This is a genomic window from Chitinophaga sp. RCC_12 (assembly GCF_041360695.1).
Taxonomy (GTDB): Bacteria; Bacteroidota; Bacteroidia; order Chitinophagales; family Chitinophagaceae; genus Chitinophaga.
The window spans coordinates 226169-242534 of record NZ_JBFUPS010000012.1 but is presented as its reverse complement, the minus strand read 5'-3'; the positions used below and the strand labels follow the sequence as shown (position 1 = coordinate 242534).

Sequence of the window (16366 nt, the reverse complement as noted above, 5' to 3'; positions counted from 1 at the left end):
CTTGTGCTGAGTTTTGATTGAGAGAATGGTTTGGTTGTGCTATCTGCTTTAATAAATCCTTGTTACCATGACATCTCCGTCATGCTGGTTGATATAATTGTTCACCTGCGGGCGTTAATCGCCCTGTACAATCAGTTTTTTTCCTTCTAAACGATAATTCACATCATTGGCATTCAACATTTTCAGCACATTCACCAGGCTGCTGCGACGGCTGATCATCCCAAAAAATTTCCTGGGTTTGATATTGCCTTCGTATACAATCTCCACGTCATACCAGTGGGAGAATTGCCGTAATACGGTGGTCAGATCTGTGCTCTCGAACTGGAAGTATCCTTCTTTCCAGGCTATTATTTCAGCGGTATTTACGCCGGTTACTCTTTTTACATTCCCATTAGGGCTTACCTGCGATTGTTCGCCCGGCGCCAGTTGTATGCTGCCCTTTTTACTGTTTATTTTTACTGCCCCCTCCAGGAGGGTAGTGTTGATCGTGGCTTCGTCGGCGTAGGAATTGATATTGAAATTTGTGCCCAGTACATCCACGGTCATCTGGTTTACCTGGATACGGAAAGGCCGGTGTGCATCATGTGCAATTTCAAAGTAAGCTTCGCCGGTAAGCTCAATCCGGCGTTCATCGCCTGAAAAAGTCGCCGGGAAGCGGATCGAAGAGGCTGCATTCAGCCAAATCCTGCTACCATCGGCCAGTACCAGCGGATAGGTTTCACCTGCCGCCGTGGTAAGTGTATTATAAATAGGCGCGCTGTTGGCGCCCTTTGTTTTTACATATACCAGTTGTCCGCCCTGGTTGCGGATGGCACTATTGCCCTGTTGCGCCAGTTGTTGGATGCCGGCGCTGTCCAGCACTATCTTTTCCCCGTTGGCCAGGGTGAGTACCGCTTTATGCTGACCGGGCGCCACATCTGCCGGCGCCTTTTTCACTGCTGTGGCCACCGGGTTAACCGCTGGCTGCCTGAAAAAGTAAATGGCCGGAAGGGCGAGCCCGATTATCACGGCTGCCGCGGCGGCGAGTTTAAACGGACCATAATTCCTCCGGTAGCGGGACATGGATATTACCGGGGCGCCCTGGATATGCTGTAAAAGCCCTTTCCGGACCCTTTCGCCGGGTTCGCCGGAGTGGGAGCCGTTATCCGGCTTCACCTGCCGGAATGCGGCCTGCATTTCGTTCAGGAGCGTCCGGTCGGAATCCTTGTCCCGCAGGTAATCCATCAGTTCAAGGGCTTCCTGCGGACTACAAGTCCGTTGTTGCCAGCGTTGCAGCAATAATTGGTAATATTCATTGTTCCTTTCCGTGGGCATATATATACTATCCCAAAAAAAGCAGGTAGGGTGGTCCGGGAGAAAAAAAATTATTTGGAGGAGTCGAGGAGGAGACCGGAAACCAGTAACAGGGGAAGAATACCGTCGGTATTAGTATAGAAGAAAAATTTAATACTTTTCATGGCCAGCACCATATGTTCCTTTACGGTATTACGGGAGATGCCCAGTTCTACGGCTACTTCTTCATAGCTTTTGCTTTCTTCGCGGCATAGCCTGAACACTTTTTGCCGCTGAGGGGGCAATTGCGCAATGGCTTTATGTAATAAAGATTCGTATTGTTTCCACAATAACCGGGTATCCGCATCTTCCGTTTGATGCTGTAGTTCCTGCATTACCTGTAAACGGAGTGCTGCATCGGCGCTGATCTTCTTCATTAACTTAAATACATGATTCCGGGTAATACGGTACAGATAACCACTGAATGATAATTCAGGGTTGATCCGCTCCCTAACCTCCCAGATCTTTATAAACACTTCCTGCAGTGCATCTTCGGCCAGTTCCGGGATATTGATGAAGTGGAGAATATAAGTGTAAAGTGAGGGGTAATACTGGTCATATAAGGTGATATATGCTTCAGTATCCCCTTGCTGTAGCCGTTGCAGCAAAACCGCTTCTTCATTGCTCACTGGTTGCTCGATTTGATAACTAAAGTAAGCAATTGGCGCGAAATCCGCGTAAAATTTTGCAGCGGATTTTGTCTTTCCCGCTGATTACGCTGATTATACTGATTAATCGGATTTTGTTCTTTGGGATTTTTTAATGGATTTTGGGAGATGGAAGCGGAGATTTTTATTTTTATCTCCCTTAATTTTTATCAATCTAAAAATCTAAAAGTAAAAATCCGATTAATCAGTATAATCAGCGTAATCAGCGAGAAAGACAAAATCCGCTTCTATCTCCCCAAATCCTTTAAAAATCCCAAAGAACAAAATCCAATTAATCAGTATAATCAGCGTAATCCTGAGAAAGACAAAATCCGCTCAGGTGAACGCCGGTGCATACTCGCCGGCGAAGGCGGCGAAGTCGCGCGCCGGCCTGCCTGTTATGTCCATTACAGCGGAGGAAACGGCCGCCGCTTCGCCGCGTGCGTAGTGGGCATAGTCTTCGATGAGGCCCTCTGCCTGCCAGGCGGGGAATCCGGCGTGGAGAAGGGCGGGCAGTAATTCCGCTGCGGTAACGTTGATGTAGCGGATAGTGCGCCCCAGTGCATGGGATAGTGTTTCTGCGAGTGCGGCGTGGGTGAGTGATTGTGGGCCGGTGATATCGTAGGTGTTGCCTTTATGCCCGTTGCCGGTGAGGGCAGCCGTAGCTACGGCGGCAATGTCGCGGGTGTCCACTACGCTGATAGGAGCGTCGCCGGCGGTAGCAAAGAATTTATTTTGACTGGCAATTGTTTCACGGAAACCCAGTAACCCCTGCATAAATAAATTGGGCCGCAGGAAAGTATATGCCATACCGGATACACGGATCTTTTCTTCTACAGCGGCATGATACCGTAAAAAACGTACGGGCGATTGTGCGTCCGCATGCAGTTGCGAAAGCTTTACGATATGCGGTAACCCACTTTTAACGGCGGCTGTTACAAAATTGCTTTGCAGTTCTTCCGCTGCTTCAGAAGAGTTGGTGAGCAGGAATGCCCGCCCTATTCCTTTAAGTGCAAGGACTAAGCTGTTGGCATCGTTGAAATCGCCGGTTACTATTTCAGCGCCGGGTAAGGCGGCAAGGGCATTTGCGTTATTGTCTGTTGTGCGCACCATGGCGCGGAACGGAACACCTTGTGCCGATAAATGTTTAGCCAATGTAGTACCAATGTGTCCGGTGGCGCCGGTGATTAGTATGTTTGCCTGTTTCATAGCTGTTTGTTTTTATGATGTAAAACTCCGCTTTTCGCCAGGCCCGAAATTGTAAGAAAACGAAACGGATTTGATAGTTGCCGGGATTTACTATCTTCGCGCCGGTTCTTTATGTATTACTAATCGAAGCAAATAATGGTTCCCGCTGAAAAGCGGGATTAAAAGGGAACTGTGTGTAAATCACAGGCTGTCCCGCAACTGTAAGCTTCCGGCAGCGCACATGCACTGCAACTGGTAAATAATATGCCACTGTTCCGGCCAGGAATGGGAAGGTGTTTACCAGCGGAACAAGCCAGGAGACCTGCCTTTATTTCACTTTGACAATGCTTTCGGGGATTGAAGCGTGTCAGGTTTCGGTATCGGTAATTATCAGAACAGGCGTATGCATGATGGAATCATGCATGCTAATATGCTTGTTCTTGTATCTGCCATACCTTCTCCTTCCGTATTTATCTTCCTGAAAACATTGCTGTACTATATAAAAGAGCGTGAACGTCATGTATCACCTTTTAAACAATCAGTAATGATTATCCACAACTTAGGCTACCCGAGGATAGGTAGCCAGCGTGAACTGAAGAAAGCCTGCGAAAGCTACTGGGCAGGCAAAATTACTCTTGATGAATTACAGGCAACCGCCCGTAATATCCGTTTACACAACTGGGCGTTGCAGCAACAGAAAGGGATCGACTGGATTCCCTGCAATGATTTTTCCTTTTACGACCAGGTGCTCGACACCTCACTGATGGTGGGCGCTGTGCCACAGCGCTATCGCACCTTACAAGAGAAAAAACTTCCTGAAACAGACCTGCTCTTCGCCATGGCGCGAGGCTACCAGCGCGATGGCGACGATATCACCGCCATGGAAATGACGAAGTGGTTTGATACCAACTATCATTATATCGTTCCGGAGTTTATGGCAGATCAAACATTTCATTTCTTCTCCCGCAAAGTAACAGCGCAGTTTCTTGAAGCAAAAAAAGAAAACTATGCTGCCAAGCCTGTGATCCTTGGCCCGGTATCTTTCCTGTTACTCGGAAAAGAGAAAACGGCCGGCTTCAACCGTTTATCGCTGATAGATAAACTGCTGCCGGTATACCTGGAGGTGCTGTCACAGCTCACTCAAGCCGGCGCTGAAGTAGTACAGCTCGATGAGCCCTGCCTGTCGCTCGACCTGGATGAAGCAGCCCTGCAGGTATTCATGAATACCTATACGCAAATTCATGCAGCCTTCCCGCAACTGCATATTCTCCTGGCTTCTTATTTTGAATGCTATGGGAAGAATCTGGCGGTGGCACTGGCATTGCCGGTGCAAACACTGCACCTCGATCTCGTGCGTTGCCCGTTGCAATTGGAAGATATCCTTGATACAGCTATCGTCCATACTTCTTTGCACCTCTCGCTGGGCGTAGTGGATGGTAGGAATATCTGGAAGAATGATTATGAAAAATCTTTACAGCAGATACAAAAGGCAGTAAACGTGTTAGGAAAAGACCGTATTGCCATTGCCCCTTCCTGCTCATTGCTGCATGTGCCGTGCGACCTGGATAACGAAACAGCCCTGTCTCCCGAAATTAAAAACTGGATGGCCTTTGCCCAACAGAAATTACAGGAGCTGAATGAGCTGCGTGATATTGTGAACGGCAACACAGATTTGCTGGAAGCCAACAAAGCGGCCATCCATAACAGGGCCACGTCACCATTGATTCATAGGAAAGAAGTGAAAGAAAGGATAGCGGCATTTACCGCCGCAGATGCACGCAGGAACAGTACGTTCCCGGTGCGTCAAAACATCCAGCAGCAACAGTTTGGACTACCACTGTTTCCTACAACTACGATCGGCTCTTTCCCGCAAACAGATGATATCCGTCAGTTAAGGGCGCGACTCAAAAAAGGAGAGCTGACCACCGAACAGTATGAAGCTGCCATTGAAAAAGCGACTATAGAGGTGATCCGCTGGCAGGAGGAGATTGGCCTGGATGTATTGGTGCATGGCGAGTTTGAGCGGAATGATATGGTAGAATATTTTGGTGAGCAACTGCAGGGATTCCTGTTTACAAAAAATGGCTGGGTACAGAGCTACGGCAGCCGTTGTGTAAAGCCACCGGTTATTTTTGGAGATGTAAGCCGTCCGGAAAACATGACCGTGCGTTGGAGCAGTTTTGCGCAGGCGCATACGGATAAGCTGATGAAAGGCATGCTCACCGGTCCGGTTACCATATTGCAATGGTCCTTTGTACGGGACGACCAGCCCCGTTCTACCACGGCCAACCAGATTGCCTGGGCTATCCGCGATGAAGTAGTGGCATTGGAGCAGGCAGGCATTAAAGTGATCCAGATAGACGAACCTGCTATCCGGGAAGGCTTACCTTTGCGTAAAGAAAACCGCGCAGCCTACCTGGAATGGGCGGTACAGGCGTTCCGCATTTCCGCCAGCGGCGTAAAGGATGAAACGCAAATCCATACACACATGTGCTACAGTGAATTTAACGATATCATTGAGCATATTGCAGCGATGGATGCAGATGTAATCACCATCGAAACATCGCGTTCGCAGATGGAGTTACTGGATGCATTTGCGGATTTTAAATATCCCAACGAGATAGGCCCCGGCGTATACGATATCCATTCTCCCCGCCAGCCATCTGCGGAAGAAATGATTTCACTGCTGGAGAAAGCCGCCATCACACTTCCTGCCAGGAACCTGTGGGTAAACCCGGACTGCGGGTTGAAAACCCGTAAATGGCCGGAAACAAAAGTGGCATTGTCGAATATGGTCCGCGCAGCGGAAGTGATGCGGGAGAAAGCATCTTTGTAAAAAAGAAAAACAGTACAATCATGACTATAGAAGAAAAAATTCTTCATTCGGAAACCCGGATCTTTAAAGCCGTATTTCCCAGCACTACCAACCATTATGATACCTTGTTCGGCGGCACGGCCATGTCGCTGATGGATGAAGTAGCGTTTATTACCGCTACGCGTTTTGCTCGTAAAAAAATGGTAACGGTATCTTCCGGGAAAATAGATTTTAACCGGCCCATTCCGGCTGGCACTATCGTGGAGCTGATCGGGAAAATAACCGAAGTAGGAAATACCAGTGTTAAAGTATTGGTGGAAATATACATTGAAGAGATGTATTCCTATTCACGGGAGAAAGCCATCACCGGCACTTTTAGCCTGGTGGCCATTGGCGACGATAAGCACCCGGTAAGCGTGAAATAGTCGAAAAAGAAAGAGGGGCGCTTGTTTTTCAAGCGTCCCCCTCTTTTAGCTATTCATGGATATTATTCGAGGTTGAGATCTTTTACGCCCAGCACTTCTGTAGAAATTTCCCCTAACCATCCGGCTTCTGCACGGATAGCCGTATGTACTTTAATAAAGTTGATTCCTGTCAGCTTCACCGGCTTGCCGGTTTTATCTACTGCCCAATCCAGTTTTATCTTTGCATCACTATCTTCATTCGCATGGTTATCTGCATAACCCCACGAGAAGGCGGGTGAAACATAGTAAGGAGAGAAAGGATCGCTGGAAGTATTTTTAATGTTGATGTCTGTTAATTTAGTACCGGTGAAAGTGATGCTGTCGCCTTTCCACTGCGGGTAATACGACTGATCATGAAATACATTTTTAGCAAGATAGCCGGTGTTGCCCTGGTTGTCTTTCCAGCGGATATACTCCGTATCGCTGGTGTACGGATCATCCGGATTAGTCACCCTTTCTTTTGTTTCGTTGGGCTTATAGTAAGTGACCTGATAATTCTTTACGGTTTTGGAACTGTTGTATTCTGAGCCGGCAATTTCATACCATTCATCATCGGGGAGGCCATTTTTATTGGCATCCACGGATACGGAGATCACGCCGGGTTCTGCAAACTGGTTGAAAGCATTGCCCAATACTACGAAGGAGTATTCGCCGGGTACATTTTTGATGGTATGATCAAAGCCCATTACTACATATCCGCCGAATCCGCCGAGGGAAATCATATCTTCTTTTCCTAAAGCCGCCAATGCGTAATCCGCCATTTGTTTTGCTGAATCGCCCTGCTTCCACATGGGCAGTTCATTGGTGAATTGTCCGGGTGCAGGGAAGTACTCAAAAACTTTGGTCACCTTATTCAGGAAAGGACCGGTAGGCTCAGGGTCCTCAATGGGCGGGGTTACGTCTTTATCCTTTGAACAGCTGCTAATGATGACAGCGATGAACGTGGCAGCAAGTAGAAGTTTACTTTTCATTTGTATACATTTAGTTGGTTGTGATTATTTAGTTGCGGAAACAAATGCAATGTGCGCGGGTATTTCACCGGTGGTAACCGACCATTTCTTTTTACCCGTTTTATCAAAGCAGTAAAGGGTTCCGGAAGACACATAGTCTTTTGCATCCGTCACAAAGATTTCTTTGGTGGCGGGGTTTACCGCAACGCCGTAAGGCATACGGATGGATTTATCGGTGCCATCAGTGATAAAATTGCTGTTTAACACCGTCTCCGTTTTTACATTTACCATGTTATAGGTGATCGTCCATTTGCCGGTGTTATAGCTGAAGACAGAACCATACACATAAGCGGTATCGCCGGAAATACACAGATTACTCACCGGGATATCGAATTGTTTTTTTACCGCATCCGTTTTGGTATCTATCACAAAAAGGCGGGAGGGTATATTATAATAATCGCCGCGGGAAGTCACATAGATATCGCCATTATTGTCTGCCTTGAGGCGGTCGAGGTTAATCGCCACATCAATCTTTTTTATCTCTTTAAAAGTATTCAAATCTATTACCGACACAGTGCGGTCGTAATTTGGTGCGCGGTAGCCGCCGGAATTGGCTACATACAGCTTGTTGCCCACCACAGCCATTTCTTCCGGTTGATAACCAACAATCACTTTGCGGGTAATTTCCAGGGTAGTGGTATCTATCTCTGCTACAAAACCAATGGGCGCATTGGGTTCTATCAGTACGGGGCCTGCATAGGAGCTTACGTATGCCTTGCCGTTGGCAAAAGTTATATATCGGCAGTTGAGGATGTCAATCTGTTTGATACGTTTGGTGCTGGCTGCATTCATCACTTCCACCTTATTGGAGATGTTGATCACGGCATACAACTTCGTACCATATACCTCAATATCATTGCCTACATCGCCCAGTTCCTTTACAGCAGTGGGATTGGCAGTAGCATAGATATTACTGCTGTAGATGCCTGTAGTATAGTCGTAATAATCCAGGGAGGCTTTATTACTGCCCATATTGCCTTCATTCAGCAGGTAAAATCCATTGAGCAGGGATCCTGGTGTGGCGGTATCCACGGGTGTTACTTCCGGCGGAACAATTTTCTCTCCTTTCCGGCAACCGGTGATGGCCAGTCCTGCCAGGGCGGCCACCAATACTATATTCCTTACTTGTTTCATCATGTCAATTAAATATTCACGGTTAAAATGAAGCGGTAATTTCTCCCCGGCATGGGGTAGCTGATCACCACTTCATAGAACTGGTTGGCGAGATTATTTACCTGTGCCGTTACATGGAACAGGGTATGTTTATAACTGAATTGTTTGCCCAGTGAAATATCGCTGGTATACCAGGGCTCCACGTAGTTCTTTAACTTATTTTCTTTGCTGTTGTACCGTTCTCCCGTATAAATGAAGCTGTAGTTGGCTTCCCATTGTTTATAGTCGGCGCCCAGTATCAGCGAGCCGCTGTGACGGGGAATGTAAACGATCTGATCGCCGTAAAAACTGTCGGAGGGATCGGTGAAATCCTGTGCGCGTTGGTACGTATACGTGAGCCGTGTGCTGAACTGCACCTGTTTTTTTATAAGCCACAGCGCTTTTGCTTTTACATCCACGCCTTTTATTTTTACAAATCCCAGGTTCTCCATTTGCCAGCTGAGCATGCTGGCGCCGGGAACGGCTACGATCTTATCCTTTACTTCATTGTAATAGACGTCTGCCTCAATACCTGCCTGAATGAGCCAGCTGCTGGCAAAGGTTTTATTCCAGGTGAATCCTGCATCATATTGTGTGGCGAATTCGGGTTCCAGGAAGCGGTTGCCGATCTCGGTATAATAGAGGTCATTAAATGTAGGCATGCGGAAGATCTGTTTGTAAAACCCACGAAGCCGGAAATCCGGTGAGCGCATGGGCTGCCAGGAAACAAATACTGCCGGTGTAAATTTCTGCTGGTAGGGCGCCGAAGCATTTTTCTTTACGGTTTCATTCACAAAGGTGCCCAGCAGGCTGGCCTGTGCGCTGAAGCGGTTGAAGCTGATGTTTGTGGCGGCAGCAGCCAGCGTGGTATAACGGGTAGGGTAGCTGAAGTTGGTCAGGTCCGCATCCAGGCGGTTCCATTGAAAGTCACCGGAAGCCGCAATGGTCCACCAGTTGGTGAGGGCATACTGGTGTGCCATCGAGAAATACATTTCATATTGGCGGTAGTGGTTATCGATATAAAGCCGGGCGGTATCCGGCGCCAGGAACCGCGTGTAGTCGTACGCGTATTTCCCGTTCAGCAAAATGCTATAACGTTTGGTAATATCTTTGCGGAAGCTCGATTGCACAAAGATGTTCTGATCCCATTGACGGTCCACATGCCCGAACACACCGTTTACAATGAACCCGGGCAGCCCGCGCTGCGATTGGTAGTAATACACTTTGGTGCTCCACTCGCCGCCATTGAGCAGGCCATTGAAACCGCCTTCCATGCGAACAGCATTGATGTCGCCGTTTTTCCGGTAAGCGCTGGTATCATATACCAGGTGCCCGTTTTCATCACGTTTCTGGTAGGAAAATTTATACCTGCCGGTAGCATTGATCCATTCGGTGCTGAAGGAGGCCGATACTTTGCTACTGATCTTTTGCTGCCATAGCAAAGAGGGATTGAACAGGCCAAAGGAGCCGGTTTTGATGGTACCCCTGAGATGTGTGTTTTCTCCCGGTGCAAATTTAGGTTTGAGAGAAGTAAGATAGATGGCGCCGGCTGATCCAAAGTCTTTCGCCGGCTGAAAGATGTTACTTTTTTGCCCGTTGTACAAGGCAATTTCCTCCATATTGTCCAGCGAAAACCGGCCCAGGTCCACCTGTCCGTTCTGGGCATTGCCCAGTTGGATCCCATCATAAAATACGCCCACCTGGTTGGTGCCCATGCTGCGGATATCAACGGTTTTGAGGCCGCCGATGCCGCCATAGTCCTTCACCTGCAACCCGGCAAAAAAACGGATAGCATCCGCCACGGAGTGGCTGCCCAGCCGCTCCAGTTCTTTCGCCTGCATTTTCTGCCCGGGGCTTACTTCCCTGGCCGTACGCGGGGCTGTAACGGACACCTCCCGGAGGTCCTTGGATTTTACACTGTCGGCCTGTTGTGCAAAAGCACTCACCGCCCCACAGAGCAATACCAGTAACATCCCGGCGGTTTTCGCCGGTGTTTTAAAACGCATCATTCCCAAGCCTGTTAATGTTCCATCAACAGCTTTCGCAATAAGAAAAATAATCAGGAAAGAGACAAGATACGGGGGATACCCGCAGATTGAATTTATTCCCAAGCTTCATTCCACGAAAGCTTAAAAAAGTAGTTGTATGGCAGGTATTCTGACTTATCTCTGCTTCAGGCGACCTTCCCATTGAATGTTCAACAGTGGTCTGATTGGCGATGCCTTAGCATTGTATGAGACTTACAGCAGCGGGACTGTCCGGGATTTTCACCCGAGTTCCCTTTTAATCAGGTATATCCGGAGTGGACATGCCTGAACCATAGCGGGGCAAAAGTAGGTTATTATTTGATCGATTCAAAACGGGAGCAGTATCCATGTGGGGGTATCCACTATGAAAGCTGACCGAAACCCTGGTTTTTGACAGGGATAGTGCATGGATAGTGCATTGATAGTGCATGGGGAGTGCATCATGAGTGCATGAGTAGTGCATCAGGAGTCCATGCGGACTGTATGCATAGTGCATGGGTTACGCAACGGATACGCTGGTTTCACGCATCTGTGAAGTATGCGCGAGGTAATACCGGGTCAGGGCGGGTGCAGGTTTTATTTTGCCATGGCTGATTCTTCACAATTGTCTTTGCGCCTGGTATCGATGAGATATTGGATCTTCCACCCATCCGGGAGCTTCACCAGTTGGAAGGAGTCTACTCCGCAGTGGGAGAACTGCCCTTTGAAAAAGAAGCGGTAGGGTGTCCATACAGCAGCCAGCCGGCCATCTATCAGGACGGAGCCAAATACAATACGCTCGTCCGCCGCCTGGGCCGGGAGTCTGCCTATAAATGAGGAAAATTCATTGACCAGCGTAGTGTGGATAGTTTGCTTGCCTGCTTTGTCTTCCATCACCGACTGCAATATTGCCCCCGGCGCGAAACAGGCAGCCACCGCCACGCTGTCTGAATTATTCATGGCAGTAAACAGCTGGTTAATAGTGGCTTTCACCGCTTCCTCCGGTGCCTGGGCGTAGAGAGAGGTACCCATGATGATAAGTACGAAGCTGAATATAATACGGCGCATTTTTTTTCTTACAATATACTGATTTTGTATTTGTACCGGCGCCTAACTGATGATGCCTTTCTCTTTTAAAACATCTTCCTCGTTTTCATGACTGATATACATGATTATTTTGAGTGCATCATTAAGATGGTGTAAAATGTAAGTAATCTCAAATTCAATGATTTCCCCCGGATTTTTTGAGAAAACAGCGCCCCATCTGACCAGCGCCCTGGTATAGTGTTTCCCCATCGGCGACGTTTCTACTTTAATGACTTTCATTTCCTGCATGCCGACCTTGTGGTTAAATTTAAACATCTCTTCCAGCCATTGCGTGAACTTTTCATCATTTTTAAAAGTCATGCTTCCTGATGGCGCGGCAGCCATAAAGTTTTCTGCATAACAACTGGCGATGATACTTGTATCGTTGCCTAAGGAGGCCCGGCCATAAGTGGTGAAGAAGTCGGTGAATGATGTCATAACGGATAGTTTATTGGGAGAGCTACAGTTTCCGATATGCTTTTTTCTACAAAAATTGTTCCTGGCCCCAAATAGACATTGGCCTGATGTTATCATGATGTAATTTGCGCAGCGCTATTATGTTATGTATGGATATCAATTTTATCTTATTTTAGTAGCTTTTACTAAAATGTTCTACATGAAGAATTCCCCTGTACTGCTGATACCAGAAAAAACGGACAGTGAATTTGAACAGATTTTTGCAACCTGGACAGATAGTGGGGGATCAATAAAACGATTGGGGAGATATTGGGTGAAGGATGAAGTTTTGGCAAAACAACCTATCGCAATTTATGGAAACCAAACATTTGCGTTGGTACTGGCCCAGATTTATAATGTAGATCTTCTTTCTCCGGATGATACATTAATAGCCCGGTTGGAAAGCAAATGGACCGGACGGCGTATTGAGTTAAAGCAAGTAAAACAGGTTATGGAAAATGATTTCCCCGTTTTTATTAAACCCGTTGTTCCGAAGATATTTGCGGCAGGTATATTTCAGACCCTATCAGATTTTGAGCAAGTGACAATCGGTTTGCCAGACAATGAAGAGATTTTAGCGTCTTCTGTTGTAGATGAAATTCTGGCAGAGGCACGCGCCTTCATTATGGATGGCGTGATTAAAGACATTGCCTTATATGAAGGCGCTGCCGATCTAACAACAGGAAAAACTTTTTTGACAGATTTTTTGAATAGTTATAGAACGCAGTTACCAGATGTGGTGGTTGTTGATGTGGCTTTTAATGAGTCTATAGGCTGGTTTGTTCTGGAGTTTAATGCCTGTTGGGGTGCAGGTCTTAATAATTGTAACGCAAGGAAGGTGATTGATTGTATCATAGGAGCCACAGTAAATAAGAAATCTTAAAAACAACATAAAATCCACCACTGGTTAGATTTTTGCTTTACACCCTGCATGGCAAAAAGCACCAAAGGCATCTATAAATCAGGCACAAGCGGACTCGTACTACCAGTACCTAACAAGCTGGCCTATCCTCCCGCTTTCCGGGATAAAAGCCGGCTCACTTACTATGGCTCCCTCTTTAACAGCATTGAAATCAACAGCTCCTTCTACAAAGTACCCCAGGCCGCAACGGTAAAAAAGTGGGCGGACTCAGTACCGGATGATTTTGTTTTCACCTTCAAGTTATGGCGCGACATCACCCATGTGAAGCAGCTGGCATTCCAGGAAGCGGATGTGATTCGTTTTATGGAAGTGATCAATGAGGCCGGAGCGAAGAAAGGATGCCTGTTAATACAGTTTCCACCCGGTGTAACGGTGGAGCAATATGGCCAGGTAGAACAACTGCTGGATATAGTACAAGGCATTAATCCCCCGGATGGCTGGAAAGTAGCGCTGGAGTTCAGGCACAGCTCCTGGTACATCGGGGAAGTGTATGAACTGGCAGATGAATATGGATGCAGCATCGTACTGCATGACATTCCAAAATCAAGGAATGAACGGCTTAATGCAAAGGCTGATTTTGTATACCTGCGGTTTCATGGACCCGCCGGCGATTATAAGGGTGGGTATACGGATGATTACCTGGCGCAACGGGCAAAGGAGATCCGCGCGTGGATCAAAGAAGGGAAGGAGGTGTATGTTTACTTTAATAACACTATCGGGGACGCCATTAAAAACCTGGTGACGTTAAACGGGATGCTGCATGTTAACCGCGAATAATAAGGCCGCACAAATCCTGCGATTTGCACGGCGCTATTATACTATTTGATAACAATCTCCGCTATCACCGGTAAATGATCCGAGGGATACGGCTCATTTACTACACTACTGCTTTTTACCGTAAAGCCCGGGGCGTTTGTCCACATAATGTGGTCAATCACCCTGTTGGGGTTGTTCACCGGGATGGTGAACCCGCAACCGGCACAGGAAGGAGTAAATTTTTTCAGCAGTAGCTGGTAAGAAGCACTTTCCGGTACACAGTTAAGATCGCCGGCAAGCAGGAAAGGAATGTCTTTGGCAGTAGTAATCTTATTGATCTCACCCGCCTGTTCATCTCTTACCGCTGCATTGCTGACATCCATATGCGTGCAGGCGAAAATAAATTTTTTGCCGCTGCGTAAAGTAATACCGGCCAATGCTACTACACGGTCTTCACTGGCAGGATTCGCGGTTTCCGGCAAATGTATGGTTTGCGTACCGGTTAAAGGCAATTTAGATAAAATAGCTACGCCATATTCGCCGCCATCATGATCAATGGCTTTGGCAAAATATACCTGCATACCGGTTTTCGCGGCCAGTTGTGCAGCCTGGTCAATACCGCCGGAACGTTTTGTGTTTACATCCACTTCCTGTAACGCTACCAGGTCGGGGTGCCGGCTGTTGATAACATTGGCAATGGCATCTACTTCAATTTCCCCTGTTTTACTTTTTGTTGGAGGATTGCAGTGATGAATATTGTAAGTCATCACACGCAGGGTATCGCTTGCTGATGCTTTATGGAAACAGGCGCACAGCAGGAGCGCAGATAATATTTTCAGAGATATTTTCATTATGTTATCTTATTTAGCATTATTCCCAACCGGGATTTTGTGGACCGAGAGCAGGGTTACGTTGTATCTGTGTCAGCGGAACAGGGAAGAGGTAGTGCTTCGGATCTACAAACTGCCTGCCGGTCATTACAATAATATAACCGTTGGCATCTGCAGCGATATTGCTAACCTGCGATGGCACTGTTGCCAGTGATTTCTTCATACCCTTCACATCAGCACCCAGCAGGCTACCCTGTTTCCAGCGGATAATATCATACCAGCGTTGTCCTTCGCGTGCCAGTTCAATCCTGCGTTCCCTCCGGATCTCCGTGCGCAGGTCCTGCCCGTTGGCAGCCAGCTCTGTGAGTAGCATCCTTTTCATGCCCACCCGGTCGCGGAGTTTATTAATGGTCAGGTCTATATCGCCCTGTGTAAGGGTACCCTGTTCCATCTTCGCTTCTGCATAGGTTAAGAGCACCTCCGCCAGGCGCATCACGTGTATATCGTTCTGGTCTTTGCTTACCTGCGATACGGTGCTTACTTCCACGTATTTGGTATAATAATAACCAGTGATGGTAACGCATCCCAGTTTATCAGACACAAATTTTGGCGCCGTAAAAATAGTGGGATTGGTATTGGCCGGGTTGCCATCTTTTCTGCCACCCCAGGTAGCACCCGGTGCAAGAATGGTTTGCTTCATGCGCGGATCGCGGTTCTCAAAAATGTTAGCATAGGTATCTTCCTTGTACAGCGGCGATTTATCGATGGTGAGTCCATCGCTGCAGAGATACGCATCCACCAATGCTTTGGTGGGATTGTAACGGGAAGCCTGATCGGGCACCTGCGATTCGCGGCTGATGTTATGCATGCTTACATCGGTGAGATTGAGGCGGGCGGCAATGGTTTCTTTATTCACGCCGGCACTGAGCTTGCCTTTGTAAGTGAACAGGTCGTAGTAGTCCTGTGCAGGTTTCCCCGTGCTGTAAAGAGAATATACGTTGAGATCTATTACATCTTTGGCAGCTTTTTCTGCTACATCCCAGCGACTGTCGTACAAGGCCATGCGGGCTTTGAACGCCAGCGCGGTGCCTTTGCTGAAGCGTCCCAATGTGGGGCCAACCTGCCGCTCTTTTTTCATCATGCCGGCGGCTTCTTCGAGTTCCGACAGGATAAAGTCGATGATCTCTTTACGTTTATTACGCGGACCATACAGTTCGTCAATATCCAGCGGTTTGGTGACGAGCGGAAGATCGCCAAAGTAAGATACCAGGTTCATGTACATGTATGCCCGGATAGTTTTGGCTTCGCCGGCCATCTGGTTTTTGATTTCCTGCGATACGCTGGCAGCACGCTCATAATTGGCAAGGAACACATTGCACTGGCGGATACCGGCGTACTGACTAACCCATTCTGCATTCACCGCTGCGAGGTCAGGACCGAAGTTGCCACTACCAAAAATCCGGTAGGTATCCGTGGTGGAAGAGTTGATACTATTGTCTCCCATCTGGTCCATTGCCACGGTATTATTGTTCTTCACATTGGCGTAAAGTCCGTTCAGCGCCAGGGTCAGCTGCTCTTCTGTTGTCCAGTAGGTTTCATCAGATATGGCATCCAATGGACCACGGTCGAGAAAACCTTTCCGGCAGCCAGTAGAGGATGTTACAGCTAATAACACACAGGTATATAGCAATATCTTTTTCAT

14 protein-coding genes and 2 riboswitches are annotated in these 16366 nt (G+C 47.6%); of the genes, 4 read left to right on the top strand and 10 right to left on the bottom strand.

What is annotated here, in order from left to right:
- Positions 1 to 114 precede the first annotated feature (114 nt).
- The 3 genes from AB6805_RS28435 to AB6805_RS28425 all read right to left on the bottom strand — a co-directional run bounded on the left by AB6805_RS28435 (position 115) and on the right by AB6805_RS28425 (position 3188).
- Positions 115 to 1314 (bottom strand): FecR domain-containing protein, encoded by a 1200-nt coding sequence (locus AB6805_RS28435; RefSeq protein WP_370912819.1) that lies wholly within the window; start codon positions 1312 to 1314, stop codon positions 115 to 117.
- 50 nt (positions 1315 to 1364) lie between these two features.
- Positions 1365 to 1961, bottom strand: coding sequence for an RNA polymerase sigma factor (locus AB6805_RS28430; RefSeq protein ID WP_370912818.1), 597 nt, complete (start codon positions 1959 to 1961; stop codon positions 1365 to 1367).
- Between the two features lie 354 nt (positions 1962 to 2315).
- Positions 2316 to 3188 carry an SDR family oxidoreductase gene (locus tag AB6805_RS28425; protein ID WP_370912817.1) on the bottom strand — a complete coding sequence of 291 codons (873 nt, stop codon included), beginning with the start codon at positions 3186 to 3188 and terminating at the stop codon, positions 2316 to 2318.
- Positions 3189 to 3307: 119 nt separating this feature from the next.
- A riboswitch (cobalamin riboswitch) is annotated at positions 3308 to 3512 on the top strand.
- A gap of 58 nt (positions 3513 to 3570) precedes the next feature.
- Here AB6805_RS28425 and metE point away from each other — a divergent pair.
- The gene (gene metE / locus AB6805_RS28420) at positions 3571 to 6003 is read left to right on the top strand and encodes a 5-methyltetrahydropteroyltriglutamate--homocysteine S-methyltransferase (RefSeq protein ID WP_370912816.1); all 2433 of its coding nucleotides are present in this window, start codon (positions 3571 to 3573) and stop codon (positions 6001 to 6003) included.
- A gap of 20 nt (positions 6004 to 6023) precedes the next feature.
- Positions 6024 to 6407, top strand: a complete 384-nt coding sequence (locus AB6805_RS28415) for an acyl-CoA thioesterase (protein WP_370912815.1) — start codon at positions 6024 to 6026, stop codon at positions 6405 to 6407.
- Between the two features lie 62 nt (positions 6408 to 6469).
- Here AB6805_RS28415 and AB6805_RS28410 read toward each other — a convergent pair whose 3' ends face one another.
- From AB6805_RS28410 to AB6805_RS28390, 5 genes are all read right to left on the bottom strand, one after another.
- Positions 6470 to 7417: a hypothetical protein gene (locus AB6805_RS28410; protein ID WP_370912814.1), complete on the bottom strand. Its 948-nt coding sequence runs from the start codon at positions 7415 to 7417 to the stop codon at positions 6470 to 6472.
- 24 nt (positions 7418 to 7441) lie between these two features.
- Positions 7442 to 8593, bottom strand: a complete 1152-nt coding sequence (locus AB6805_RS28405) for a YncE family protein (RefSeq protein ID WP_370912813.1) — start codon at positions 8591 to 8593, stop codon at positions 7442 to 7444.
- A 5-nt stretch (positions 8594 to 8598) separates the two neighbouring features.
- Positions 8599 to 10617 (bottom strand): TonB-dependent receptor, encoded by a 2019-nt coding sequence (locus AB6805_RS28400; protein ID WP_370912812.1) that lies wholly within the window; start codon positions 10615 to 10617, stop codon positions 8599 to 8601.
- Between the two features lie 120 nt (positions 10618 to 10737).
- Positions 10738 to 10945: riboswitch (cobalamin riboswitch) on the bottom strand.
- Positions 10946 to 11211: 266 nt separating this feature from the next.
- Complete coding sequence (locus AB6805_RS28395; RefSeq protein ID WP_370912811.1) at positions 11212 to 11682, bottom strand: nuclear transport factor 2 family protein; 471 nt, start codon at positions 11680 to 11682, stop codon at positions 11212 to 11214.
- A gap of 42 nt (positions 11683 to 11724) precedes the next feature.
- Positions 11725 to 12138, bottom strand: coding sequence for a hypothetical protein (locus AB6805_RS28390; RefSeq protein WP_370912810.1), 414 nt, complete (start codon positions 12136 to 12138; stop codon positions 11725 to 11727).
- Positions 12139 to 12316: 178 nt separating this feature from the next.
- Here AB6805_RS28390 and AB6805_RS28385 point away from each other — a divergent pair, with 178 nt between their 5' ends.
- Together AB6805_RS28385 and AB6805_RS28380 are read left to right on the top strand one after the other, a co-directional pair.
- Positions 12317 to 13039 (top strand): ATP-grasp domain-containing protein, encoded by a 723-nt coding sequence (locus tag AB6805_RS28385; RefSeq protein WP_370912809.1) that lies wholly within the window; start codon positions 12317 to 12319, stop codon positions 13037 to 13039.
- Between the two features lie 48 nt (positions 13040 to 13087).
- Complete coding sequence (locus AB6805_RS28380) at positions 13088 to 13855, top strand: DUF72 domain-containing protein (protein WP_370912808.1); 768 nt, start codon at positions 13088 to 13090, stop codon at positions 13853 to 13855.
- A 41-nt stretch (positions 13856 to 13896) separates the two neighbouring features.
- On the opposite strand, the gene AB6805_RS28375 is transcribed toward AB6805_RS28380, so the two are convergent.
- Positions 13897 to 14685, bottom strand: coding sequence for an endonuclease/exonuclease/phosphatase family protein (locus tag AB6805_RS28375; RefSeq protein WP_370912807.1), 789 nt, complete (start codon positions 14683 to 14685; stop codon positions 13897 to 13899).
- Positions 14686 to 14704: 19 nt separating this feature from the next.
- On the bottom strand, positions 14705 to 16366 hold the full coding sequence (locus tag AB6805_RS28370; RefSeq protein WP_370912806.1) for a RagB/SusD family nutrient uptake outer membrane protein: 1662 nt from the start codon (positions 16364 to 16366) through the stop codon (positions 14705 to 14707).